Source organism: Maricaulis parjimensis, from assembly GCF_016817355.1.
Classification (GTDB): domain Bacteria; phylum Pseudomonadota; class Alphaproteobacteria; order Caulobacterales; family Maricaulaceae; genus Maricaulis; species Maricaulis parjimensis.
Genome location: NZ_JADOTT010000009.1, coordinates 24,815 through 49,806, shown reverse-complemented (window position 1 = coordinate 49,806; position 24,992 = coordinate 24,815). Strand labels below are relative to the sequence as shown.

Below are 24,992 nucleotides of genomic sequence, written 5' to 3'. Positions count from 1 at the left end.
CAAGGCGTGACCCCGGCTCCAACGCCTCGTACCGACTGGCTCGACACCTGCGCTTCGACGAATGCCGAAGCGCGGGAGCGGGCCCTGTCGGGCGAGCGCGGGCCGCTCTGGATCGCCACGCGCACCCAGACCGCCGGACGCGGCCGCCGCGGCCGTGCCTGGACCGGGCTCGAGGGCAATCTCTTCACCACGGGTCTCTACACCCTGGCCGGGCCGCCAGCCCTGGCCGGTGAACTGTCCTTTCTCGCCGCCCTGGCGGCCGCCGATGTCTGCGATATCGCGCTGAAGGACACATCTCGCACAAAAGTGAAATGGCCGAATGATCTCCTGGTCGACGGCCGCAAGGCTTGCGGCATCCTGCTGGAGAGCGGACCTGCGCCGGGTGGCGGGCTCTGGGTCGCGATCGGGATCGGCCTCAATCTCGTCCATCATCCGCAGGATGTGGAACGCCCCGCGACCTCGCTGAAGGCCGCAGGCGCCAGTCTGGACAGGGAAAATGCGCTCGATCACTTGGTCCGCAGTTTCGAGACCTGGCGCCAGCGCTGGGTAACGGACGGGTTCGGTCCCGTCCGCGATGGCTGGCTGGTGCGCGCCCATGGCCTGGGTGAAACCTGCGAAGTCCGCCTGGCCAATGAGACGCTCACAGGCACATTCGCCGATCTGGGACCGGATGGCGCACTGCGGCTGGACTTGGATGGCGGCGGCCGACGGTATATCTCCGCAGGAGATGTTTTCTTCCCCTCCGGAAGCGCGACCTGATCAAGAGGACGACCGGCATGCTGCTTGCCATCGACTGCGGCAATACCAATACGCTTTTTGCCATTCATGACGGCCAGGACTGGGTCGCCCAATGGCGCTCGGGGACGGATTCGACGCGCACCGCCGACGAGCATGCCGTTTGGCTGTCCCAGCTTATGGCGCTGCAGGGCCGCACCCTGACCGATATCACCGATTGCGTGATCTCCACCGTGGTGCCGCAGGCCCTGTTCAATCTGCGCAATCTCTCGCGCCGCTATTTCAATGCCGAGCCGGTCATCGTCGGCGAGCCGGGCGTCGAGATGGATATCGAAGTGCGTCTGGAACGCCCCCAGGACGCGGGCGCTGACCGTCTGGTCAATGCGCTGGGCGCGCGGGCAGCCTATGATGGCGCCATGATCATCATCGACAGCGGCACTGCCACGACCTTCGACGTGATTGCCGCCGACGGTGCCTTTGAAGGCGGAATCATCGCCCCGGGCATCAACCTCTCCATGCAAGCCCTGCACGGCGCGGCCGCCAAACTGCCGCGCGTCGCCATCGCCAAACCCCAGCGCGTGATGGGCAAGGACACGGTTTCGGCCATGCAGTCCGGCGTGTTCTGGGGCTATATCGACCTGATCGACGGCCTCGTCTCCCGCCTCAAGACGGAGATGGACCAGGCCTGTACCGTGATCGCCACCGGCGGGGTTGTCTCCCTGTTCGAGGGCGCATCCAAAACCATCGACCATTACGACCCCGACCTGACCATTCGTGGCCTGTTGGAAGTCTGGAAACTCAACGGCGGACGCCTCTCATCGTGACCTCTACCAACCCCGACAGCCTGTGCTTCCTGCCGCTTGGCGGCTCTGACGAGATCGGCATGAATCTCAATCTCTACGGCTATGGGCCGGAGAGTGACCGCAAATGGATCATCGTCGATTGCGGCGTGACCTTCGGTGATCTGTCGACGCCCGGCGTCGATCTCATCATGCCCGATCCGCGTTTCATCGAGGAACGCGCCGATGATCTGATCGGCATGGTGCTCACCCACGCTCATGAAGACCATATGGGCGCCGTGGCGCATCTCTGGCGCCGCCTGCGCTGCCCGATCTGGGCGACGCCCTTCACCGCCTGGCTGGTCCGCGACCGCCTGCATGAATACGGGCTGGAGGATGAGGTCGAGCTGCACGAGATCGCGCTGGACAGCCGTTTCGATCTCGGCCCGTTCGACATCCAGCTGGTCACACTGACCCACTCCATCCCGGAGCCGAATGGCCTGGCCATCCGCACCCCGGCCGGTCTCGTCCTGCACACGGGCGACTGGAAGATCGATCCGGATCCGCTGATCGGCGAAAGCACCGATATCTCCGCCCTGACCGCCATGGGCGAGGAGGGCGTGCTCGCCATGGTGTGTGACAGCACCAATGTCTTTTCCAAGGGGGAAAGCGGGTCGGAAGCCGGGGTCAAGGAAGAGCTGGTCAAGGTGGTCGGCGAGAACAAGACCGGCAAGGTCGCCATTGCCGCCTTCGCCTCCAATGTTGCCCGCCTCCAGTCCGCCATCGAGGCCGCCGAGGCCAATGGCCGCCGCGTCTGCCTGGTCGGCCGCTCCATGCACCGCATGACCGCTGCCGCCAAATCCGTCGGCCTCTTGCAGCACGTCCAGGATTTCGTCTCCGAGGAAGAGGCCGGCTTCTTCCCGCCGGAGAAAATCCTCTATCTGTGCACCGGCTCCCAGGGCGAGCCCCGCGCCGCGCTCTCGCGCATCGCCGAGGGCAATCACCGCAATGTCAATCTGGGCCGGGGCGATACCGTCATCTTCTCCAGCCGCGTCATTCCGGGCAATGATCTGGGCATTTTCCAGCTCCAGAACCGGCTCGCCGAACGCGGGGTGGAGATCATCACCGAGAAGGACCGTCCGGTTCACGTCTCCGGCCATCCCTGCCGTGACGAGCTCGCCCAGATGTATCAATGGGCCCAGCCTTCCGTGGCCATCCCGGTCCATGGCGAGCGCCGCCATCTGATTGAGCACGCCGCCTTCGCCCGCGAACTCCAGGTCCCGCATTCCGTGACCGTACGCAATGGCGACATGGTGGAGATCCGCGCTGACGGCACCGCCTCCATCATCGATGAAGCCCCCGCCGGACGCCTCCATGTCGACGGAAACTTCCTGACCGATGCTGATGCCGACAGCATGCGCGAGCGCCGCAAGCTCGCCTATGCCGGCGAGATCACCGTCGCCATGGCCGTCTCGGGCAAGGGCGAACTGCTTTCCGGTCCGGACCTGCGCTGCATGGGCATTCCGGAAGACGCCAATCTGTCCAATGAGGAATTCATGGATGCGCTCGCGGATGAAGCCGAGCGCGCCTATGACCGGCTCAGCCCGCGCAATCGCCGCGATCTGGAACACGCCGAAGAGGAAATCCGCCGCGCCGTGCGCCGCGAAGCCAACCGCATCTGGGGCAAGAAGCCCTGGATCGATGTCATGCTGCTGGAGATCTGAGCAGGAACATGACGCGGACTACGGCCAATCGTTCAAGCTGGGAGGTGAAACCTTTCGAAGCGGATGTCGATATTCCGTATTCAAAATCCTTCTCTGCTGAGGATTTTGACAGCATTCGTCAGGGCTTTCTGCCTGGGCAAATGGAGGATAAGTGGTTCATCTTCTTCGAGAACAATGTCCTGCATTTTTACCGGAGTTGGACCGGGGTCGGCGTTTTTAAGGTTGAATTCCAATCTGATGCGGATGGTGCGCATGTTGTCTCTGCCAAGGCAGTTGGAGAGAGCATCCCGAGTGGTCCGGTGTATGCCGCAGAGTTACTCGGATTTCTGATCGACCGTAAATTGCTTGGCCGTGAAGTTCCGTTTCCAGAAATGCCGGCAGGATGAAAAGCATGGGCCTATCGTTTTCGACCGGGTTTCCGGTGAGCGATTCAGACTAAGAATGGTGCGTCATCACGCGGTGGCAGCCCCGAGGGAGTGGAAAGATGAAAATCGGACGTTTGAACCATGTTGGCGTGGCCGTGCCCGATATCGAGGCCGCCAAGAAGACCTATGCCGATCTCTATGGCGCTACAGACGCCACCGAGACCAAGGATTTCCCGCATCTGGGCGTGAAAGTCGCCTTCGTCCATCTCGACAATTCAGAGATCGAGCTGCTGGAACCCTCCGGTGCCGACAGCCCGGTCCACAAATTCCTGGAACGCAATCCCAAGGGCGGGCAGCACCATCTGTGCTTTGAAGTGCCTGACATTGTCGCCGCCCGCGATGCGATGGTTGCCAAAGGCGCCACCGTGCTGGGTACGGGCGAGCCCTATATCGGCGCCCATGGCGTGCCGGTCATCTTCATCCACCCCAAGGACAGCAACGGCCAGCTCATCGAGCTGATGCAGGAGCCTTAGTCCTCCGACCCGGATTGTCTGGGTAGGCAGATCTCGAATGCCTCGGCGAGTCCTGACGTGTAAGCCGTTTGTTCGACAGGCGTGAAACGCGGCAATTCATTCTGCTCGAAGCGTTCCAGTAGTGGCGTTCGCGAATTGTGGCCGGATGTACGGCTGAGAGCTGCCAAGACCGGGGTCGGGAGGTTCGAGGCCAATTCGGCCGCCATGCATTCGCATTGGGGATAGTTCAGGTCGATCAGGTTTGCTTTGCAGGCGCGCTCGAACTGATCGCTCATCCGGTCAATTGGTGATGTGAAGAGGGTGTAGCCCGTCAGCGTCAGCGCAAGCACCACGGACAGGATCGGAAAGCTTTCAATCGGGAAACCGTAAAGCGTGTGTTCGACAGACTCCGAATTCACGCGGCGTCCCCAGATCCAGATGTGGACAGACCCGGCGACCGCGAAACCAACTGGGAGGGCGACCAGACCGGCATGGTTCACGAAGGCGAGGGTGACGCTATCGGGGTTGTCGGGATAAACGAGGTTCGCCGCTAGAACGAAACACGCGATCCCGACGACGCACCAGATCAGCAGGACGACAAATGCGCCGAGCCCATCACCAGACCAGATAATCATGTGAATTCAATCCGATTCCAACGGTTCCACCTTTGTGCAAACGTTGGCACCTTTGTTGTTCCTGGTCTAGAAGACCGTCAAATACTGCCGGAGAATACCGTTTGATCCGCTATCTCACCTATCTGCCAGTCGTCATTGCCGGCCTGCTCTGGCTGTCCCGCTTCATCATCCGGGATGACGGGGTCGGCGTGGTCAACGGCCTCGTCGTTTTCCTGATCGTGTGGTGGCTCGTCTTCTTCATGATGCTGCCCGTCGGCGTTCGCTCCCAGGAGGAGGAGGGCGAGATTGTCGAAGGGTCCGAACCGGGCGCTCCGGTCACGGCCAATCTGATGAAGAAGGGCTGGTGGACGACCATTGTCACATCGGGCATCTGGATCATCTACTACATCATCAATGAGAGCGGCGTCGTCGCGCAATTCATGCCGACAGGCGGCCACTGGTAAGACAAAAAGGGGAGCGGTAGCCGGACCGGCTGCCGGGGGAGATCATGAGCCAAGACCGGACGAGCGCGGACACGCCGCGCCGCAGTGCCTTCACACGTTTTCTCGACGGGGTGGAATGGCTGGGCAATCTCCTGCCGCATCCCGTGACCCTGTTCGCCCTGTTGGCGCTGGGTATCGTGCTCCTTTCCGGCGTGTTCGGCTGGCTGGGGATTGCGGTCGAGGATCCGCGTCCTGCTGGTGCCCGCGGTGTTGCCGAGGACGGCATGATCCGCGCGGTCAGCCTGCTCAATGGTGATGGCATCCGCCGCATTTGGACCAGCCTGGTCACCAATTTCACCGGTTTTGCCCCGCTCGGCGTGGTGCTGGTGGCCATGCTCGGCGTTGGCGTGGCCGAGAAATCCGGCCTGCTGTCTGCCGCCGTGCGCGCCATGGTCCTGTCCGCGCCGCGCCATGTCGTCACCGTCGCCATCGTCTTTGCCGGCATTGTCTCCAATACGGCGTCGGAAGTGGGCTATGTCGTCCTCATTCCGCTGGCCGGCGCCATTTTCTACGCGCTGGGCCGCCATCCGCTGGCCGGCATGGCCGCCGCCTTTGCCGGTGTCTCCGGTGGCTATAGCGCCAATCTCCTGATCGGCACGATCGACCCGCTGCTCGCCGGCATCACGCAGGAAGCCGCCCGCCTGATCGATCCCGATTATGAAGTCGTGGCCACGGCGAACTGGTATTTCATGTTCGCCTCCACCTTTGTGATCACGGCGATCGGCTCGCTCGTGACGATCTTCATCGTGGAGCCCAAGCTGGGCCAATACGACGCCTCGCGCGCCGATGAGACCGTGCTGGACAAGCACATGATGCAGCCGCTTGAGACGATCGAGCGCAAGGGCCTGTTTTGGGCCGGCATCGCCATTCTCGGCGTTTTTGCCCTGATGGCGCTGACCCTGGTGCCGGAATGGGGCGTGCTGCGCAATCCGGACACCGGCGACCGCATCGCCTCACCCTTCTTCCGCGGCTTCGTCGTCTGGATCCTGATCTTCTTCATCGCTGCGGGCTATGCCTATGGCCGCGCCACCGGCGTGATGAAGACCGACCGCGATGTCATCAATGCCATGGCCGGCGCGATCAGCGCGCTGGGTCTCTACATCGTCCTGGTCTTCTTCGCCGCCCAGTTTGTTGCCTTCTTCGGCTGGACCAATCTGGGGGCGATCACCGCCGTCACCGGCGCGCAATTCCTGCAGGATACCGGCATGACCGGTCCGCTGGTCTTCTTCCTCTTCATCCTGATGTGTGCGGTGATCAATCTCTCGCTCGGCTCGGCCTCGGCGCAGTGGGCGGTGACCGCCCCGATCTTCGTGCCCATGCTGATGCTGATCGGCTATGCCCCGGAAGTGATCCAGGCCGCCTACCGGATCGGCGACAGCTCGACCAATATCATCACCCCGATGATGAGCTATTTCGGTCTCATCCTCGCCTGGGCGACGCGCTATGACAAAAACCTGGGCGTCGGCACGCTCATCGCGATGATGCTGCCCTATACGATCTTCTTCCTCCTGTTCTGGTCCAGCTTCTTCTTCCTGTGGACCTTCGGCCTCGACCTCCCGGTCGGCCCGGGCTCGCCGACCTATTATCCGGTCGAGGCCAGCTAGGGGATCAGCTCCGGCGCACGCGCGCGGCGAAACAGCCGTGCGCGGCATTGTGCACATCGATATAGGCCACATCCGAGCGGGCGAGGGCGCGTTCCAGTCCAGGCTTGACCGCGCCGTCCAGCACAAGCTCCGCCCCGACCAGCATGCCGTCCGTATCGAACAGGCGCAGGGCCAAGGGTCGACCGCTCATCACGGGTGGGATCTCGTCCACATAGTCCGCCGCCTGCATGGCGCCTTCGCGGACATAGATCGCATAGGCCGACCGGTAGGGCGTCGCGACATCATGGCTGGCATGATTGAGCAGAAGCACTGTCTCGCCGGGCTCTGCATCTTCCAGCGTGATCCGGCAGGGGAAACCCGGCTTGCCGGTCACAACCGTGCGGACAATGCCCTGAGCCGCGAGGACATCGTCGGACTGGCCGAAATAGGGGGCAAAGTTTTCGGCTGAAAGGCCGGTGATGCGAAACGTCATGGGCAATTCTCCTGTGATGCGGGGCTTGCTTTCGCGCATCAGGTCGCTGTCGCCCACCCGATCCTTGCGGCAGGAAACGGGTGCCGCATCCCGTCCCTCTGCGTCCAGGCTGAGAATTACCCCCATCCATCCTTGTATTACCGGCTCTGACCGGTCTAATGGGCGGCAAACCTCAATCCACCGGAATCGCCCATCATGCGCCTCTCCCGCTATTTCCTGCCCGTGCTGAAGGAAACCCCTTCGGACGCCCAGATCGTTTCCCACCAGCTTATGCTGCGCGCCGGCATGATCCGCCAGCAGGCGGCCGGCATCTATTCCTGGCTGCCGCTGGGCCACAAAGTGCTCAAAAAGATCGAGCAGATCGTGCGTGAGGAGCAGGACCGGGCCGGTGCTGTAGAAATGCTCATGCCGACCATCCAGGCCGCCGATCTGTGGCGTGAGAGCGGGCGCTATGATGATTATGGCGACGAGATGCTGCGCATCACCGACCGTCATGGCCGGGACATGCTCTACGGGCCCACGAATGAGGAAATGATCACCGAGATCTTCCGGGCCTATTGCAAGTCCTACAAGGACACGCCCAAGCTTCTCTACCATATCCAGTGGAAATTCCGGGATGAGCGCCGCCCGCGTTTCGGCGTCATGCGCGGCCGCGAATTCCTGATGAAGGATGCCTATTCCTTCGACATTGATGCCGACAGTGCGCGGGCCTCCTATAACCGCATGTTCATCGCCTATCTCAACACCTTCTCGCGTCTCGGCCTGAAAGCCGTGCCGATGAAGGCGGACACCGGTCCGATCGGCGGCGATCTTTCCCATGAATTCATCGTTCTGGCCGAGACCGGCGAGAGCGAGGTCTTCTGCCATGCCGATCTCGTCGAGATGGGCGCGCCGGGGCTGGACGTGGATTTCGAGGGCGATCTCCAGCCGCTCGTCGACCAGCGCACCGCGCTCTATGCCGCCACCGAGGAAATGCATGACGCGGCCGAGTTCGCGAAAGTGCCCGCCGACCGCCAACTCTCCGCTCGCGGCATCGAGGTCGGACACATCTTCAATTTCGGCACCAAATATTCCGAGCCCATGAAAGCCCTGGTCCAGGACCGCGACGGCAAGCCCGTCCCGGTCCAGATGGGCTCCTATGGTGTTGGCGTGTCGCGTCTTCTCGGCGCGATCATCGAGGCGCATCATGACGAGAAGGGCTGTATCTGGCCGGAAAGCGTCGCGCCCTTTGGTGTCGGCATCCTCAATCTGCGTGTCGGCGATGAAGCCGCTGATGCCGCCTGCGAGGACGCCTATGCGAAACTCTCCGCCGCCGGTCTCGACCCGCTCTATGACGACACCTCCGAGCGTCCGGGCGGCAAGTTCGCCACCGCCGACCTGATAGGCCTGCCTTACCAGATCGTCATTGGTCCGCGCGGGCTGAAAGAGGGCAAGGTGGAGCTGAAAATCCGCCGCACCGGTGAAACCCTGGAACTTTCGCCGGAGGATGCGGTCAATCGTCTGATCGAGGGTGGTCTGGCGAATGGCTGATACGGCACAGGCTGACACCGTTTCCCAAACCGGGGGGCAGGGCGGCGCACACCCGTTCAGCCCCTATGAGTTCATGCTCGCCTTCCGCTATCTGCGGGCCAAGCGCAAGCATGGCGGTGTCGCCCTGATTGCCTCGATCAGTTTTGCCGGCATTACCCTGGCCGTGCTCGGCCTGATCGCCGTCATGTCGATCATGAATGGTTTCCGCTCGGAACTGTTCAACCAGCTTCTCGGCTTTCAGCCGCATGTCTATGTGGATACGCGCTTAATTCCGGCTGATGATGTCGACGGACTGGTGCGTGAGATCGAGGCGCTGCCCGGTGTCCACTCGGCCGATCCGGTCGTCCAGGGCCAGGTCATGGCCACGTCGGACCGCTATGAGACCTTCCTCCAGGTGCTGGGCACGCGGCCGGAAGACCTCGCCCGCATGGACGTCATCCTCAATCAGACGCCGACCAGCGCGACCGGTCTCACCCATGGTGATCTGTCCGAATTCGGCGCCGGCAATCATGGCGGCGACACGATCGTGCTGGGTTCCGGCGTCGCCCGCCGTCTCGGCGTGAATGTCGGGGATGCCGTTACCTTCACCTCCGCCCGCGCTGCGCCGACCGTGTTCGGGGCCCGCCCGCAACAGAAACGCTATTATGTCGGCGCCATCCTGGCCGCCGGTGTTTCCACGATTGATGACAGCGTCGCTTTCATGCCGCTGGAACAGGGCCGGCTCTTCTTCGTGCGCGAGGGCGGCACGGATCTCATCCATGTCCGCCTGGACGATCCGGACCTCGCGGTCGACTTCCTCGACCCGATCCGTCAGCTCGCCGGCTATAATGCCACCGTCTACGACTACACCCAGCTCAATCCGGCCTTCTTCAATGCGCTCCAGTTCGAGCGCACGGCCATGCGCCTCATACTGACGATTGTCGTCGCCATTGCCGCGATGAATATCATTTCCGGCCTGGTCATGCTGGTGAAGAACAAGAGCCGCGACATCGCCATCCTGCGTACGATGGGGGCCAGCCAGGCCGCCGTGCTGCGCGTTTTCCTGATTGTCGGCGCGGCCATCGGCCTGTCCGGCACAGCGGCAGGCATCATTCTGGGCATTCTGTTCGTGGTGAATATCGGCCCGATCCAGGACTTCATCACCTGGGCGACCGGGGCCCAGGTCTGGGATCCCAGCGTCTATTATCTCTATCGCATTCCGGCGAAGCTGGACTGGGGCGAGGTGGGGTTCATCTCGGTCTTCGGCCTGATCGTCTCGCTACTCGTCACCCTGCCGCCAGCCCTGCGGGCCTCCGGCCTCGATCCGGTGGAGGCGCTTCGCTATGAGTAAGCCCGTCCTCGAACTCGTTTCGATCGAGCGCACCTATGTCACCGAGGCCGCCACGCTGAACGTGCTGCGCGGCGCCGATCTCGTGCTTCAGCCCGGCGAGATTGTCGGCCTGGTCGGCCCGTCCGGTTCCGGCAAGTCCTCGCTCCTGCATGCCGCCGGCCTTTTGGAACGTCCCGATGCCGGAGAGGTGATCGTGGCCGGTCAGGCGACCTCCGGCCTCAATGACCGGGACCGCACCGCCATCCGCCGCCGCGATATCGGCTTCGTCTATCAATTCCACCATCTCCTGCCGGAATTCGATGCGCGCGAGAATATCGTCCTGCCCCAGCTCATCGCCGGGGTGAAACGGGCCGCCGCCATTGCGCGTGCCGACGAACTCCTTGCCATGCTCGGCCTCACCGACCGCGCCACCCACCAGCCCTCCCAATTGTCCGGCGGCGAACAGCAACGCGTCGCCATCGGCCGCGCCCTGGCCAATGACCCCCGCGTCCTCCTGGCCGACGAACCCACTGGCAATCTCGACCCGGACACCTCCGCCACCGTCTTCGACGCCTTCCGCGAAACCGTCCGCAAGGCCGGCGCCGCCGCCCTCGTCGCCACGCACAATCACGACCTGGCCGCAAGAATGGACCGCGTCGTCACCTTCGCCGACGGCGTCCTCACACCCTACGAAGCGGAGTAGGCTTACCTCCCCATTTCATGGGGAGGTGCGCCTTGGAATTTTCAAAGTTTCACCCGTCATCCCACGGTGCCCGCAGGGCATCCGGGGGACCTGAGCTAACCTGTCGGCGGGCTGGGTGAGGTCCCCCGGACAAGCCGGGGGAAGACGGTGAGGTGTTGGATGCAAGGAGAGACACATTTTTCCCGGAAGCGCGTAGCGCTGTCCGGGATCAGTGACGCCCCGGCGCAAAATAAACCCCCAGCCGGAACAGCGCCCAGGCAAGGCCCGTCACCGCCGTCGCCCACAGGGCGATCACCCAGTCCGGCTGGTAGAGCGCCAGGGTCGACAGGGAAATCCCGAACAGGGCCGGGATGAGGAAGAGGCTCACCCAGGCCAGAGCCAGGCTCACCGGCAGCGGGAACCAAAGGCTGAACATGCCCGAAACGCCGGTTTTGGCCCGCAAGCCCGCCCGTTTCAGCCAGGCAATGGCGATGCCCGCCAGGAAGAGCGGCGGCAGGATCCAGAACATCAGGGTGAGGAGTTTGCGGCCCCAGACGCCCCCATCCGGCGCGAGCGTCTCGCCGAAGGCGGCCAGCGCGACGGCATATCTCAATCGTCCGGTCTCCCCAAAGCCGAGACCGGAACTGGCATTGACCAGCACCACCACGGCCCGGCCTTCATCCGGGCGCATCAGGGCCAAGGTTTCCCCGCCGGGCGTGGTCCCCGTGTGCGAGACCGAGCCATTGCGCGTGTCGACATACCAGCCCAGCCCGTAGAAGGGGGCGGCATCGCTGGCCGGGCGCATCATCAGCGCCTTGTGCTCGGCAGTGATCAGATCATCCTGCCCGTTCATCATCATGCCGAGATAGAGCGCGACATCCTGTGCACTGGCGATCACGCCGCCGGCCGGAGCGCTGGCCGGGTCCGGAAGCTGGCCGGGCAGGGCGCGGCGCGACCCGAACCAGGGCACATGCGGCGTGGCCATGGCCGGGTCTGCCCTGCCGTCCGCCACGCGGCTGTGCTGCATGCCGAGCGGGGTCAGGATCTCCGCCTCGATATAATCAGCATAATCGCGCCCGCTGACCGTCTCGATGACCGCGCCCAGAACGACATAGTTCGCGTTGGAGTATTCCCAATGCTCGCCGGGCGCATGGCTCGTTTGCCAGGTCGCGATCTGCGCCACCCGGTCCTGCAGTATTGCAGCCCCGTCCGGGTTCACATTGCCCTGAGATGTGGAATAGCCGCTGGTATGACTGAGCAGCTGGCGCAGTGTGATCGAGCGGCCCGGTGCGGCCTCGAAGGCGGGCAGATAGGCGCTGACCGCGCCATCCAGCTCAACCTGTCCGGCCTCCTCGAGTTGCAGGATCGCCAGTGCGGTGAAACTCTTGCTGATCGAACCCAGAGCAAAGGGTGTGTCCGCCGTTACCCCGGTATCCTGCCCCGCCCGCACGACGCCCTGTGCCCCGGACTGGATGCGACCGTCCTCAAAAACTGCATAGGCCAGACCGGGCACGCCGGAGATCTCCCATTCCGACCGGGCGATCGCGTCCAGCGCACGCTCGCTTTCATCGGCGAAAGCAGGGCCGGCCATCGCCAGACAAAGCGTCATCCATATCCAGCGCATGCATCCAGCCTCTGCCGTGAATCATCAGGGGATGAGTATAGGGCGTTCATCCTTGGCACGGTCCATAGCCGATCAGCCGCGCTCCCGGCCACGCCATCACCCCGCCAGTCTTGCGCCAGTGGCATGACAGGATGCGGACCTTCTGCAGCCGGTCCCGATCGCCCGGATTGCCGGCTTCGAGCTCTACATTGACGCAGGCAGTGCTTCGTAAAATGCTGTGAGGGTAGTTTATCGGGATCTGGGGAGGTGCCGTTGACGATTGTCTCGCAGGGTCTGCTACTGCGCGTGCTCTTGGGCATCCAGGTGATGTTCACGCTGTTGCTCAGCTATAATTTCGTCCTCGACCTGATCGATCCGACGCGCGAGTTTTTCGGCATCCCGACAGCCGAGGCCCTGCACAGCGAACCGGCTTATGTGAAACTGGTGGAACCGGTTCGAGAACTCGCCGTCTATTCCGCGGCTTGTCTGGTCTTCCTGACCCGGCGTGTGATGACGGCGATCATCATTTTCTCCCTCAGTGAGGTCCTGCGCCTGATCCTGTGGATCGAGTTCACCGGAAACCTCTCCTTCACCGAGTGGGACTTCAACTATCTCTACCTCGTTTTATCCGGCGCCACGCTCTACCTCATGATCCGGGAACATTCCGCAGCAGCCGAATAGCGGCCCTTCGCGCAAAGGGCGCCATCTTTGACGGTCTTTGTTCTTCCCTTGTCATCCCGGACGAAAGCCCGGCCTTGAGCCGGGCGCAGATCCGGGACCCATCTTGATCCCAACCTGATGCGGCTTCGATCTCCGCGCAATCTCCCTGCGACCCCGTCCTGATCCCTGTTTCATTGAATTAAGCGGTGTTTGCGGGCGGAACAAATATGGAACTTTCTGCTTGACGGGTGATTCTTCGGCGCATAGAACAAAAACAGAACGGACATGTGTCCGACGGATTTTCGCGCTTCGGGGAGGAAGTTATGCGTCGTGTTTTGCAAGATGTCTCAGCCGCCACCGCCATTCTCGGTTTTGCCTGGATGATCACTCTGTGGGGATCGGTTCTCGGCGCCGCCTGATCCGGTTACTCTGACCATTCGCGACTCACGTTCCGGCAGCGTCCGGACAGGGCCGGGTCGCGACACCAGCTCGGCCGGGCAGGGAGTTATCCCCGTTTCCGGCCGGCTCAGGGGAAGGGATAAGCGGGCAGGAGCCGGGCATGGCGCAGACACATCCTTTTGTACATCTTCGTGTCCGCTCGCCCTATTCGCTCCTGGAAGGCGCGATCCGCATGCCCCAAATGGTCTCGGCCTGCCAGACCCATGGCATGCCGGCCATTGCCCTCACGGACACCAATAATCTCTTCGGCGCCCTCGAATTCTCCGAGGTCATGGCCGGGGCCGGGATCCAGCCGATTGTCGGCTGCACGCTTTCGGTCCGGACCGTTGATCCGCATCCCGGCGAACGCGCCGAGCCGGAGGGCACGATCGTCCTCCTGGTGCAGGACCGCACCGGCTATGAAAACCTCATGGCGCTCACCAGTGAGGCCTTTCTGGAGGTGGACGGCTCTGAAGAGGCGCACATCCCGCTGTCCAGCGTGCTGGGCCATGCCGAGGGTCTGATCTGTCTCACCGGCGGTCCCGATGGTGTGCTCAACCGGATGATCGAGACCGGGCGCCTGCCCGAGGCCGACAAACTCCTCTCGCGTCTGCAGGAGCGCTTCGGGGACCGGCTCTATGTCGAGCTTCAGCGTCACGGCCTGGACAATGAGCTGATGGCGGAGAACTGGCTGGTCGATCAGGCCTATGCCCGGGACCTGCCGCTCGTGGCCACGAATGAGGCCTATTTCCCGGACCCGTCCATGCACAAGGCGCATGACGCACTCCTCTGCATATCCCAATCCTCCTTCGTTTCCGTGTCGGACCGGCGCAAGGTGACGGCGGATCATTATCTCACCACGCCGCAGGAGATGAGCGAACGCTTCGCCGACCTGCCCGAGGCGCTGGAGAACACGCTCGAGATTGCCCGGCGCTGTGCCTATCGCGTGCGCACCCACAAACCCATCCTGCCCAGCTTCCCCACCAAGGACGGACGCGACGAGGCCGAGGAATTGATCGCCCGGGCCCATGAGGGTCTGACCGAGCGTCTGGCCTCCGGGGCCAATGCCGCGCCCGAGGCGGAATATCGCGAACGCCTCGATTTCGAGCTCGGCATCATCAAAGAGATGGGCTTTCCCGGTTACTTCCTGATCGTGTCGGACTTTATCCAATGGGCGAAGAACCATGACATTCCGGTCGGACCGGGCCGGGGTTCCGGTGCCGGCTCGCTGGTGGCTTACTCGCTGACCATCACGGATCTGGATCCGCTGCGCTTCGGTCTTCTGTTCGAACGCTTCTTGAACCCGGAACGTGTGTCCATGCCGGACTTCGACGTCGACTTCTGCCAGGAGCGGCGCGGCGAGGTGATCCGCTATGTGCAGGAGCGCTACGGGCATGACCGGGTGGCGCAGATCATCACCTTCGGTACGCTGCAGGCGCGCGCCGTGGTGCGCGATACCGGCCGCGTCCTGCAATTGCCCTTCGGCCTGGTGGACAAGCTGGCCAAGCTGGTTCCGTCCAATCCCGCCAATCCGGTCACCCTGGCCCAGGCGCTCGACCTGGAACCGCGGCTCAAGGAAATGCGGGCCGAGGATGAAGCCGTCGACAGCCTTCTGACCATCGCGCTCAAGCTGGAAGGCTTCTTCCGCAACGCCTCCACACACGCCGCCGGTGTCGTGATCGGGGACCGCAAGCTCTCCGAATTGGTGCCGCTCTATCGCGATCCGCGTTCCGATATTCCCGCCACCCAGTTCAACATGAAATGGGTGGAGCCCGCCGGCCTGGTAAAATTCGACTTCCTGGGCCTCAAAACCCTCACCGTGATCGCCCGCGCCCTCGGCTATATCGCCTCTGCTGGCAAGGAAGTCCCTGATATTGAAGGGATTGATTTCGACGACAAGGCGACTTTCGAACTGCTCCAATCGGGCCATGCCATCGGCGTGTTCCAGTTGGAAAGCTCGGGCATGCGCGACACGCTCAAGAAGATGAAGCCCGATGCGATCGAGGATTTGATCGCCCTAATCTCCCTTTATCGCCCGGGCCCGATGAAGAATATCGACGTCTATGTCGACCGGAAATTCGGTCGCGCCGAGGTGGATTGCCTCCACCCCGATCTTGAGGGCGTGCTGTCGGAAACCTATGGCGTCATCATCTACCAGGAACAGGTGATGCAGATCGCCCAGATCCTGTCCGGCTACTCCCTCGGGGAAGCCGACCTTCTGCGCCGCGCCATGGGCAAGAAGAAGAAAGAGGAGATGGACAAGCAGAAAGTCCGTTTCCTGGAAGGCGCCGAGAAGAAGGATGTCAGCCGCGAGAAGGCTTCCTACATCTTCGAACTCGTCGCCGAGTTCGCCGGTTATGGCTTCAACAAGTCCCACGCCGCCGCCTATGCCGCGATCGCCTATCGCACCGCCTATCTGAAAGCGAACTATCCGGTTGAGCTGATGGCCGCGCTGATGTCACTGGACGCGGCGAACACGGATAAGCTGGCGGCCTTTCATCAGGAAATCCGGCGCATGGGCATTGAGGTGCGTCCGCCGGATGTCAACGCTTCCCAGGCCGATTTCTCGGTGGAGGAGGGGACGGTCCGCTTCGCCCTGGGCGCGATCCGCAATGTCGGCTTCTCCGCCATGGAACACATCGTCGCTGAACGCGAATCCAATGGTCCCTACAAGGACTTGTATGATTTCGCCGAACGCGTGGACCCGCGTCATATCAACAAGCGCACGTTTGAAAACCTGGCCCGCGCCGGCGCCTTCGACACGCTCGATCCCGACCGCGCCCGTGTCCTGGCCTCGGCGGAAACCCTGATATCCATGGCCCAGCACGCCGCCCAGCAGCGGGATAGTGCCCAGGCCAGCCTGTTCGGCGGCGGGGGCGAAGAGATCGCCCTGGAACGGCCGCGCCTGCCGGAGCCGGATCCCTGGACGGCCACGGAAAGGCTGGACAATGAATTGTCCGCCATCGGCTTTTATCTCTCCGGTCACCCGCTCGACGACATGACCGAACACCTCGCCGGCCGCGGCGTCGTCTTCCACGCCGAAGCCCCCGCCCGTGTCGCCGATGGTGCCACGGCCCTGCGCTTGTCCGGCATGGTCCGGCGCCGTCAGGAACGGGTCTCCAACAAGAATGGCGAGCGCTTTGCCTGGGTCACCCTGTCCGATCCCACCGGCGAGTTCGAGGTCTTCGTGGCCTCCGAACTCCTTCGTACATCACGCGATTTGCTGGAAAGCGGGCAGGCTGTCCTGGTCAATTGCCGCGTCGATGAGCGCGACGAGCAAATCTCCTTCTTCGCCGACCGGCTGGAGCCGCTCGACATGAAGATATCCGCCGATCGCCTGCGGGTTCGTCTGGATGATGCCGCCGCCCTGGAACGCGTCCATCTGCGCATGGAACGCGCCAACAAGCGCGCCGATGCCACACTCAATGCGATTGTCGATCTTCTACTTCCGCTCTCCGATGGCGGAGAGGTCGAGTTGCGCCTGCCAGGCCGCCACAGTGCCGACACAGCCCTGCAGGCCGCCCTGAAAGGCGTGGATGGCGTCGCGTCCGTCGAGACTGTCTGATCCGAGGCCGGTACGGGTCTTATCCCCACCCCCAAAACCTGTGAGAGACTCCTCCTCGACTTTCGGGAAGAGAGGCGCGAGCTCAGTCCCTTGTGCCCGGAGGTTTGCGGAGCCTGTCCGCGCAAGGGGGTGACATCCTGAGCTCCGGCAGGGCCATCGCCCGGGACACACGGCACAAGGTCACGACCGTGCTGGCACCCAGGCGGTTTCGGTGCGTCGCCCGCAAGGGAAGACGAACAAATCTCCGCGTGCGGGAGACCTGTCAGGTCACTCACACTCATTACGAAATCCGACCCGTCAGGTCTCCCGCACACCTCTCATACCGCCAGCGTGGTCGCGCGTGGCGCTGAAAGTCGTGAAACACAAATGCATTTTCCCCGGACGTGTTCCGGGGCCAACCGAAGGCGCCTCACCCTCATCCTATGAAAATACGGACCACCCTGTCGGCCCCGGGACTGCGCCCGGAAAAAAGCGAGATGCAGGTCGATCAGGGACGCGCATGGACGGGTCGCAGACGTGTCACCCAATCCCCTGCATCCGCCTGTCATGAAATACCACCGCGCCACTGCAGCCATTTGCCCAGCCCCGCTTGCCAAACCCGTCTGCGTGCGCCATAAGCCGCGCCATCACGCACACGGGGCTACGTCCGGTCCAAAAACCAGACGCTCCGGTGCCGTCTGAACCCTCAGGCGGCTCCGCTCCGTGGAGGCCAACCGGAAAAGGAAAAATCGATGGCTCTCCCTGATTTCAGCATGCGCCAGCTGCTCGAAGCTGGTTGTCACTTTGGTCACCAGACCCACCGTTGGAACCCGAAGATGAAGGACTTCATCTTTGGTGAGCGTTCCAATATCCACATTATCGACCTGTCCCAGTCGGTTCCGCTTCTGCACCAGGCCCTGGTGAAGGTTCGCGAAACCGCTGCCAAGGGCGGCCGTGTCCTGTTCGTCGGCACCAAGCGCCAGGCTCAAGAGCCGCTGGCCAATGCCGCGTCGCGCTGCGCCCAGTACTACATGAACCAGCGCTGGCTCGGCGGTACGCTGACCAACTGGCGTACGATCTCCAACTCGATCGCCCGTCTGCGCGAGCTGGAAGCCATGTTCGAAGGTGAGAGCGGCCTGTCCGGTCTGACCAAGAAAGAACAGCTGATGCTGACGCGCGAGCGCGAAAAGCTCGACCGCTCGCTCGGTGGTATCAAGGACATGGGCGGCACGCCGGACCTGATGTTCGTGATCGACACGAACAAGGAAGGCATCGCCATCCAGGAAGCCAAGAAGCTCGGCATCCCGGTTGTCGCTGTTGTCGACACCAATTGCGACCCGGACCCGATCGACTTCCCGATCCCGGGCAATGATGACGCCTCCCGCGCCATCGCCCTGTATTGCGACCTGATCGCCGACGCCGTCCTGGACGGCATGGCCGACAGCCAGGTGGCCATGGGCGTTGATCTGGGCGAGAGCGAAGCCCCGGTCGAGACGCTGGTTGAGGAAACGGCTGCCGAAGAAACCGAGGCGGCTGCAGAGCCTGCCACGGAAACGTCGTCCGAATCTGACAAGACCGAAGCGTAAGCTTCGATTTCGAACCGAGAATCCCAGGAGATACCGATGGCTGCGATTACGGCTGCTCTCGTGAAGGAACTGCGCGAAAAGACCGGCGTAGGCATGATGGACTGCAAGAAGGCCCTGGCCGAAGTGGATGGCGATTTTGAAGCCGCCGTCGACTGGCTGCGCAAGAAGGGTCTGTCCAAGGCTGCCAAAAAGGCTGACCGCGTTGCGGCTGAAGGCCTGGTGGCCGTGTCCACCAAGGGCGGCCAGGGTGCCGTCGTTGAAGTGAACTCGGAAACCGACTTTGTGGCCCGCAATGAGAAGTTCCAGGCTGCAGTGACGGAAATCGCTGCCCTGGCCGTGGGCTCCGATGGTGACGTGGCCGGCCTGAAGGCTGCCAAGCTCGCCTCCGGTGAAAGCGTCGAAGACAAGCTGACCAACCTGATCGCCACGATCGGCGAGAACATGGCCCTGCGCCGCGCCGCCGTTGTCGTGGCCGAGCCGGGCGTGGTCGCCAGCTATGTCCACAATCCGGCCGCTGACAATATGGGTGCCATCGGCGTCCTGGTCGGCCTGAAGTCGGAAGCCGACGCTGACAAGCTGGCCGAGCTGGGCCGCAAGATCGCCATGCACGTTGCTGCCGGTTCCCCGGCCGTGGCCGTGTCGGTCGATGTGGACGGTGTCGACAGCGCGATCGCCGACAAGGAACGCGAAGTCTTTGCCGAACAGGCCCGCCAGTCCGGCAAGCCGGAACAGATCATCGAGAAGATGGTCGAAGGCCGCATGCGCAAATTCTTCGAGGAAGTCGTGCTGCTGAAGCAGGCTTTCGTCATGGACCCGGATCGCACGATCGAGCAGGTCCTGGCCGATGCCTCGAAGGAATTCGGTGCGTCCGTCGAGATCTCCGGTTTCGTCCGCATGGCGCTGGGCGAAGGCGTGGAGAAGAAGGAAGAGGATTTTGCTGCTGAAGTCGCTGCGGCGACCGGCCAGTCCTGATCCCAAACATTGCGGCGGCGCTTTAATGCGCCGCCGCTTTGTATATGCTGCGACCCCGTGACTGATTCATCGACATCCGGGCCACAAAACGGCCAATCGAACCCGCCGCAATTCCGGCGGGTTCTGCTCAAGGTCTCCGGCGAGGCCCTGATGGGCGGCCAGAGTTATGGCATTGATCTGGAGACGGCCGACCGGATTGCCGGTGAGGTCGCCCAGGCAGTTCGCGCCGGCACTGAAATGTGCCTGGTCATCGGGGGCGGGAATATCTTCCGTGGCCTGTCCGGTGCCGCAAAGGGCATGGATCGCGCCGCTGCCGACTACATGGGCATGCTGGCCACCGTCATGAATGCGCTGGCCATGCAGACCGCGCTGGAACGCATCGGCGTCCAGACGCGGGTCCAGTCCGCCATTCCCATGACCACGGTGTGCGAACCCTATATCCGCCGCCGCGCAACCCGCCACATGGAAAAGGGCCGGGTGGTGATCTTCGCCGCCGGGACGGGAAATCCCTTCTTCACAACGGATACTGCCGCCGCCCTGCGCGCTGCGGAAATGGGCTGTGACGCGCTGCTGAAAGGCACGCAGGTTGATGGTGTGTATTCGGATGATCCGCGCACGCATCCCGATGCCGAGCGCTATGACAGTCTGGACTATCTGGACGTCCTGACGCGCGATCTGCGGGTCATGGACGCATCGGCGGTTACGCTGATGCGCGAAAATGCCATTCCCATCGTGGTGTTCAACATCCACGACCAGGGGGGTCTGGCCCGTGTGCTCGCCGGGGAGGGTGTGTGCACGATGATCGGAAAGCCGAAAGACCTCTCGTCCACTGGCGAATAACAGGAAAGAGCAAGCCATGAGCGACGATCTCGATTACGATGAAGCCGACCTCAAGCGCCGCATGGATGGTGCCATCGAAGCGCTGCGCAAGGAATTTGGCGGTCTGCGGACCGGCCGGGCCTCTGCCAGCCTGCTCGACCCGATCAAGATCGATGCCTATGGCTCGCTGACGCCGATCAACCAGGTCGGCACGGTCTCGGTGCCCGAGCCGCGCATGATCTCGGTGCAGATCTGGGACAAGACGATGGTGCCGGCCGCCGACAAGGCGATCCGCAATTCCGGCCTGGGCCTCAACCCGGTCGTGGAAGGCCAGCTCCTGCGTATCCCGATCCCGCCCCTCAATGAGGAGCGCCGCGCGGAGATTGCCAAACTGGCCGGCAGCTATGCCGAACACGCCCGCGTGGCCGTGCGCAATGTCCGCCGCGACGGTATGGATGTCCTGAAAAAGATGGAAAAGGCCGGCGATCTGTCTGAAGACGAGCAGAAAGCCTTTTCCGAAGACGTCCAGAAGCTGACGGATGACGCGATCAAGCGTATTGATGAGAGCCTGAAGGCCAAGCAAGACGAGATCATGCAGGTCTGATTTCTCGCAGGCGGAGCGAAAGCATGAGTGAAGACGCCTCCGCAGACCGGCCGGTTCCGGCCCATATTGCCATAATCATGGACGGCAATGGCCGCTGGGCGCGCCGCCGTGGCCAGCCGCGGGCCTTTGGCCATCGCAAGGGCGTGGAAACGGTCCGCCGGATTGTCGAAGGCACGGGTGATCTCGGGGTCAAGCATCTGACCCTGTTCTCCTTCTCCACCGAGAATTGGCGCCGCCCGGCCGACGAGATCGGCGCGCTCTTCGAGCTCATGAAGCATTATATTGCGGCCGATCTGGAAGGCTTGGCCAAGCGGGGCGTGCGCATCCGCATTCTGGGCAGCCGCAAGGGGCTGCGCGAGGATGTGGCCGAGATGATCGAGCGCTCCGAGGCCCGCACGCGCGACAATTCCGACTTCCATCTCAATATCGCCTTCAATTATGGCGGCCGCGACGAGATCGTCCGGGCCACGCGTGCGATCGCTGAAGCGGCCCGTGCGGGAGAGCTCGATCCGGCGTCTCTGGACGAAGAAAGCTTTGCCTCCTGGCTGGATACGTCGGACTCGCCGGATGTCGATCTGATGATCCGGACCAGTGGCGAGCAACGCATCTCCAACTTCCTGCTCTGGCAGGCGGCCTATGCCGAGCTTCTCTTTGTGGACACGCTCTGGCCGGATTTCACCATCGCGCAACTGGCCGACGCCATCGAGGCTTACAAGACCCGCAGCCGCCGCTATGGGGGGCTTGATGCCGGCGCGGCGTGATCCGGTCTTTCGCCGGCGGCTGATCTCGGCGCTCATCCTGGGGCCCTTGGCCGTCCTTCTGCTCTGGCTGGGGGGTATCTTCTTCACAGGCTGGGTGGCGGCCTTCGCGGCGGCCATGGCCTGGGAATGGATCCGCATGTCCGATCCGGAGGCCCCGCCTGTTGCCTATGCCATTGCCTGCGCTACGGCGTCCGGGGCCGTGCTTCTGGCCGGGCAGGCCGGTTTGCAGGATGCCGTGATCTGGGGTGCGCTGGGCACGCTGGCCATCGGCATTGAGCGGATCCGCCGGGGCTGGTCCATCGAGGTGATCGGCGTGCTCTATATCGCCCTGTCCTCCGGCCTTCTGGCGGCGATGCGTGCCCATCCTGATCATGGCCTTGCCGGTGTCGTTCTCCTGTTCGCCATCGTCTGGTCGGCGGACAGTCTGGCTTATCTGGTTGGTACCTGGCTGGGCGGACCGAAACTCATTCCCCAGGCCAGTCCCAACAAGACCTGGTCCGGTTTTCTGGCCGGTCTGATCGCCGGAACGGGCGCGGGTGTTGCTGTCGGCCTCGTTTTCTCGCTCGACTGGCGGGCGGTTGCCGTGTTTGCCGCCATTGTCGCCATCGCCTCCGTCCTGGGTGACCTGGCCATGTCCCTGTTCAAGCGCAGTTTCAACGTCAAGGACAGCGGCACGCTGATCCCGGGTCATGGCGGTGTGCTGGACCGGGTCGATGCGCTCATGCTGGCCGTGATTGCCGCGGCGCTGATCCAGAATATCCTGCCCCTGGGCTGGGGAGAGGCGGTATGACCGCACGACGGGTTTCCATTCTGGGCGCGACGGGGTCGGTGGGCTTGGCCACGCTGGACCTGATCGGCCGCGCAGAGCCCGGCACGTATGAGGTCGTGGCGCTGACGGCCCGGCAGAATGCCGATGAATTGGCCCGCCAGGCGATCCGGCACAAGGCGTCCCATGTCGCCATTGCCGATCCGCAGGCCGGCATCGCCCTCAAACAGGCGCTCAGCGACCATCCGGACATCTCCATCGGCATTGGCGAACCCGCGGTCGTCGAAGCGGCGTCCATGCCGGCTGACTGGACCATGGCTGCCATTGTCGGCGCGGCGGGCCTGCGTCCGACTCTGGCGGCGCTCAAACAGGGCAGGGCGCTGGCCTTTGCCAACAAGGAATGCCTGGTCTGTGCCGGCAGTCTCTTCATGGCCGAGGCGGAACGGTGCGGGGCGACCCTCCTGCCGGTCGACAGCGAGCACAATGCCGTTTTCCAGGTCTTCGACAGCGCCCAGCGTTCTGCCATCCGCTCGATCACGCTGACAGCGTCCGGCGGCCCCTTCCGCACCTGGACGCGCGAAAAGATGATGCAGGCCAGCCGCGCCGATGCGCTGGCCCACCCGACCTGGGAAATGGGAGCCAAGATCACCATCGACAGCGCCTCCATGATGAATAAGGGGCTGGAGATCATCGAGGCTTGCTGGCTGTTCGACCTGCCGCCGGATCAGGTGGATGTGGTCGTGCATCCCCAATCCATCATTCACGGCATGGTGGAATATGCCGATGGCAGCCTGCTGGCCCAGCTGGGCTCGCCGGACATGCGCACGCCCATCGCCAGCGCGCTGGCCTGGCCGGAACGCATGGCCGCTCCGGTGCAGCGTCTGAATCTGGCTGAAATTTCACGTTTGGACTTCGAGGCCCCGGATCTGGACAAATTCCCGGCCATCCGGCTGGCCCGGGAAGCCATTGTCGCAGGCGGAATCGCGCCGGCGGTGCTCAATGCAGCCAATGAAATCGCGGTCGAAAGCTTCCTTGCAGATCGCATCCGTTTCCTTGACATCGCCGCATGCGTTGAAGAGGTTCTTGGCCTCAGTGTCGGGGATGCAGACATGCCCCGTTCATTGTCGGCCTTTGATGATGTGTATGCGATCGATGCGCGGACCCGTCAGCTGGCACGCGACTTGATAGCGGATCGCATGAGCGACCCACAATCACGGACCACTTTCTCATGAGCCTTCTTGGCACCGGTTTTCTGACGATCTTCTCTTTCGTGTTCCTGATCTCGATTGTCGTGGTCATCCACGAGCTGGGACACTATTGGGCGGGCCGGGTGTGCGGCGTGCATGCAGAAGCCTTCTCCATGGGCTTCGGGCCGACGATTGCCTCATGGCGGGACAAGCGCGGCACAGTCTGGCGTATCGCGGCCTTCCCGCTGGGCGGTTATGTGAAATTCCTCGGCGATGCCGGGGCGGCCAGTGAGCCGGACTCCGAAAAGCTCGAGGAAATCCGCCGCCGCATGGGGCCGGATGCCGAGCGCTGCTATCATTTCAAACCGATCTGGCAGCGCGCCTTCATCACCGCGGCCGGCCCGCTGGCGAACTTCATTCTCGCCATTTCGATTTTCGCGGCTCTGGCCTTGGCCTTTGGCGGCCAACCCTATCAGCCGCCTGTCATCGGAACCGTCGCCGAGGGCAGCCCGGCCGCCGAAGCGGGCTTCCAGGAAGGCGATCGCATACTCGCCATCAACAATAACCGGATCGATGCTTTCCAGGATATCGTCACGGAAGTGATCTGGCGCCCGGGCGAGATGCTCGATTTCTCCGTCCAGCGGGGTGAGAGCGAAATCCTGCTGCGCGCAGCTCCGGAGCCGACAGTGGTCGAAGACCAGTTCGGGGGATCGCGCACGCTGGGCCGCATGGGGTTCGGCTCCCTGTCCACGCCGCCGCTGCGGGACAGTTACAATCCGATCACGGCCATCGGGCACGGCATTGACCGGACCTGGACGGCGATCTCCATGACCTCGCGCTATGTGATCCGGGTCGTGACCGGCCGGGTGTCACCAGAACTTCTCAATGGCCCTGTTGGAATCGCGACTGCGGCGGGCCAAACCGCTGTTTCCAGTGTGGAAGCTGGAAATAATGCCGGTGAAAGCACGGTTCTGCTCCTCATCAATCTGATCAATCTCGCCGGTTTTCTCTCTGTCGGACTGGGATTGGTGAATCTTCTACCGATACCCATCCTCGACGGCGGGCATCTGGTGTATTACGCCTATGAAGCGGTTGCCCGGCGTCCGCTGAGCATGAAGGCACAGGCACTCGGTTTCCGGGTGGGGCTTGTTTTCGTGCTCGGTATGATGCTTGTAGCGACCTGGAATGACCTGAATTATTTGCTCGGGCAGATTTTCTGACCG

Annotated in this window: 23 protein-coding genes; 20 read left to right on the top strand and 3 right to left on the bottom strand. The window is 63.0% G+C overall.

What is annotated here, in order from left to right; all coding sequences use genetic code 11:
• Positions 1-6 precede the first annotated feature (6 nt).
• The 5 genes from I0K07_RS13780 (at position 7) to mce (ending at position 4,136) form a co-directional block, all read left to right on the top strand.
• On the top strand, positions 7-759 hold the full coding sequence (locus tag I0K07_RS13780) for a biotin--[acetyl-CoA-carboxylase] ligase (RefSeq protein WP_203294402.1): 753 nt from the start codon (positions 7-9) through the stop codon (positions 757-759).
• Positions 760-776: 17 nt separating this feature from the next.
• On the top strand, positions 777-1,559 hold the full coding sequence (locus I0K07_RS13775; RefSeq protein ID WP_203294400.1) for a type III pantothenate kinase: 783 nt from the start codon (positions 777-779) through the stop codon (positions 1,557-1,559).
• Complete coding sequence (locus I0K07_RS13770; protein WP_338041069.1) at positions 1,556-3,238, top strand: ribonuclease J; 1,683 nt, start codon at positions 1,556-1,558, stop codon at positions 3,236-3,238. Before I0K07_RS13775 ends, I0K07_RS13770 begins: the two co-directional genes overlap by 4 nt.
• A gap of 8 nt (positions 3,239-3,246) precedes the next feature.
• Positions 3,247-3,624, top strand: coding sequence for a hypothetical protein (locus I0K07_RS13765; RefSeq protein WP_203294398.1), 378 nt, complete (start codon positions 3,247-3,249; stop codon positions 3,622-3,624).
• Positions 3,625-3,722: 98 nt separating this feature from the next.
• Complete coding sequence (gene mce / locus I0K07_RS13760; RefSeq protein ID WP_203294397.1) at positions 3,723-4,136, top strand: methylmalonyl-CoA epimerase; 414 nt, start codon at positions 3,723-3,725, stop codon at positions 4,134-4,136.
• Here mce and I0K07_RS13755 read toward each other — a convergent pair.
• On the bottom strand, positions 4,133-4,750 hold the full coding sequence (locus I0K07_RS13755; RefSeq protein WP_203294395.1) for a hypothetical protein: 618 nt from the start codon (positions 4,748-4,750) through the stop codon (positions 4,133-4,135). The genes mce and I0K07_RS13755 overlap by 4 nt on opposite strands.
• Before the next feature lie 101 nt (positions 4,751-4,851).
• Between I0K07_RS13755 and I0K07_RS13750 the strand changes: the two genes are divergently transcribed.
• Entirely contained in the window at positions 4,852-5,193 is a 342-nt protein-coding gene (locus I0K07_RS13750) for a DUF1467 family protein (protein WP_203294393.1), read from the top strand.
• A 44-nt stretch (positions 5,194-5,237) separates the two neighbouring features.
• Positions 5,238-6,836 (top strand): AbgT family transporter, encoded by a 1,599-nt coding sequence (locus I0K07_RS13745; RefSeq protein ID WP_203294391.1) that lies wholly within the window; start codon positions 5,238-5,240, stop codon positions 6,834-6,836.
• Between the two features lie 4 nt (positions 6,837-6,840).
• Here I0K07_RS13745 and I0K07_RS13740 read toward each other — a convergent pair whose 3' ends face one another.
• Positions 6,841-7,308: a DUF1203 domain-containing protein gene (locus I0K07_RS13740; protein WP_203294389.1), complete on the bottom strand. Its 468-nt coding sequence runs from the start codon at positions 7,306-7,308 to the stop codon at positions 6,841-6,843.
• A gap of 195 nt (positions 7,309-7,503) precedes the next feature.
• Here I0K07_RS13740 and proS point away from each other — a divergent pair, with 195 nt between their 5' ends.
• Genes proS through I0K07_RS13725 form a run of 3 tightly spaced genes read left to right on the top strand, consistent with a single transcriptional unit; the run spans position 7,504 to position 10,850 of the window.
• The gene (gene proS / locus I0K07_RS13735) at positions 7,504-8,838 is read left to right on the top strand and encodes a proline--tRNA ligase (protein WP_203294387.1); all 1,335 of its coding nucleotides are present in this window, start codon (positions 7,504-7,506) and stop codon (positions 8,836-8,838) included.
• Positions 8,831-10,168: a lipoprotein-releasing ABC transporter permease subunit gene (locus I0K07_RS13730; RefSeq protein WP_203294386.1), complete on the top strand. Its 1,338-nt coding sequence runs from the start codon at positions 8,831-8,833 to the stop codon at positions 10,166-10,168. The genes proS and I0K07_RS13730 overlap by 8 nt, the downstream gene beginning before the upstream one ends.
• Positions 10,161-10,850, top strand: coding sequence for an ABC transporter ATP-binding protein (locus I0K07_RS13725; RefSeq protein WP_203294385.1), 690 nt, complete (start codon positions 10,161-10,163; stop codon positions 10,848-10,850). Before I0K07_RS13730 ends, I0K07_RS13725 begins: the two co-directional genes overlap by 8 nt.
• A gap of 208 nt (positions 10,851-11,058) precedes the next feature.
• Here the strand turns inward: I0K07_RS13725 and I0K07_RS13720 are convergent, their stop codons facing one another.
• Positions 11,059-12,453 carry a serine hydrolase domain-containing protein gene (locus I0K07_RS13720; protein WP_203294384.1) on the bottom strand — a complete coding sequence of 465 codons (1,395 nt, stop codon included), beginning with the start codon at positions 12,451-12,453 and terminating at the stop codon, positions 11,059-11,061.
• A 252-nt stretch (positions 12,454-12,705) separates the two neighbouring features.
• Between I0K07_RS13720 and I0K07_RS13715 the strand changes: the two genes are divergently transcribed.
• From I0K07_RS13715 to I0K07_RS13670, 10 genes are all read left to right on the top strand, one after another.
• Positions 12,706-13,113, top strand: a complete 408-nt coding sequence (locus I0K07_RS13715) for a hypothetical protein (RefSeq protein WP_203294383.1) — start codon at positions 12,706-12,708, stop codon at positions 13,111-13,113.
• A 538-nt stretch (positions 13,114-13,651) separates the two neighbouring features.
• On the top strand, positions 13,652-17,095 hold the full coding sequence (gene dnaE / locus I0K07_RS13710) for a DNA polymerase III subunit alpha (protein ID WP_203294381.1): 3,444 nt from the start codon (positions 13,652-13,654) through the stop codon (positions 17,093-17,095).
• Between the two features lie 731 nt (positions 17,096-17,826).
• Positions 17,827-18,660 carry a 30S ribosomal protein S2 gene (gene rpsB / locus I0K07_RS13705; RefSeq protein WP_203294379.1) on the top strand — a complete coding sequence of 278 codons (834 nt, stop codon included), beginning with the start codon at positions 17,827-17,829 and terminating at the stop codon, positions 18,658-18,660.
• 36 nt (positions 18,661-18,696) lie between these two features.
• Positions 18,697-19,632, top strand: coding sequence for a translation elongation factor Ts (gene tsf / locus I0K07_RS13700; RefSeq protein WP_203294377.1), 936 nt, complete (start codon positions 18,697-18,699; stop codon positions 19,630-19,632).
• 57 nt (positions 19,633-19,689) lie between these two features.
• The gene (gene pyrH / locus I0K07_RS13695; protein WP_203294375.1) at positions 19,690-20,472 is read left to right on the top strand and encodes a UMP kinase; all 783 of its coding nucleotides are present in this window, start codon (positions 19,690-19,692) and stop codon (positions 20,470-20,472) included.
• Positions 20,473-20,488: 16 nt separating this feature from the next.
• A complete protein-coding gene (frr, locus tag I0K07_RS13690) occupies positions 20,489-21,055 on the top strand; it encodes a ribosome recycling factor (protein ID WP_203294373.1) in 567 nt (188 codons plus the stop codon).
• Between the two features lie 23 nt (positions 21,056-21,078).
• Positions 21,079-21,816: an isoprenyl transferase gene (locus I0K07_RS13685; RefSeq protein WP_203294371.1), complete on the top strand. Its 738-nt coding sequence runs from the start codon at positions 21,079-21,081 to the stop codon at positions 21,814-21,816.
• On the top strand, positions 21,800-22,606 hold the full coding sequence (locus I0K07_RS13680; RefSeq protein ID WP_203294369.1) for a phosphatidate cytidylyltransferase: 807 nt from the start codon (positions 21,800-21,802) through the stop codon (positions 22,604-22,606). The genes I0K07_RS13685 and I0K07_RS13680 overlap by 17 nt, the downstream gene beginning before the upstream one ends.
• Entirely contained in the window at positions 22,603-23,814 is a 1,212-nt protein-coding gene (gene dxr / locus I0K07_RS13675) for a 1-deoxy-D-xylulose-5-phosphate reductoisomerase (protein WP_203294367.1), read from the top strand. Before I0K07_RS13680 ends, dxr begins: the two co-directional genes overlap by 4 nt.
• The gene (locus tag I0K07_RS13670; protein WP_203294365.1) at positions 23,811-24,989 is read left to right on the top strand and encodes a M50 family metallopeptidase; all 1,179 of its coding nucleotides are present in this window, start codon (positions 23,811-23,813) and stop codon (positions 24,987-24,989) included. The genes dxr and I0K07_RS13670 overlap by 4 nt, the downstream gene beginning before the upstream one ends.
• The last annotated feature ends 3 nt before the right edge of the window (positions 24,990-24,992 follow it).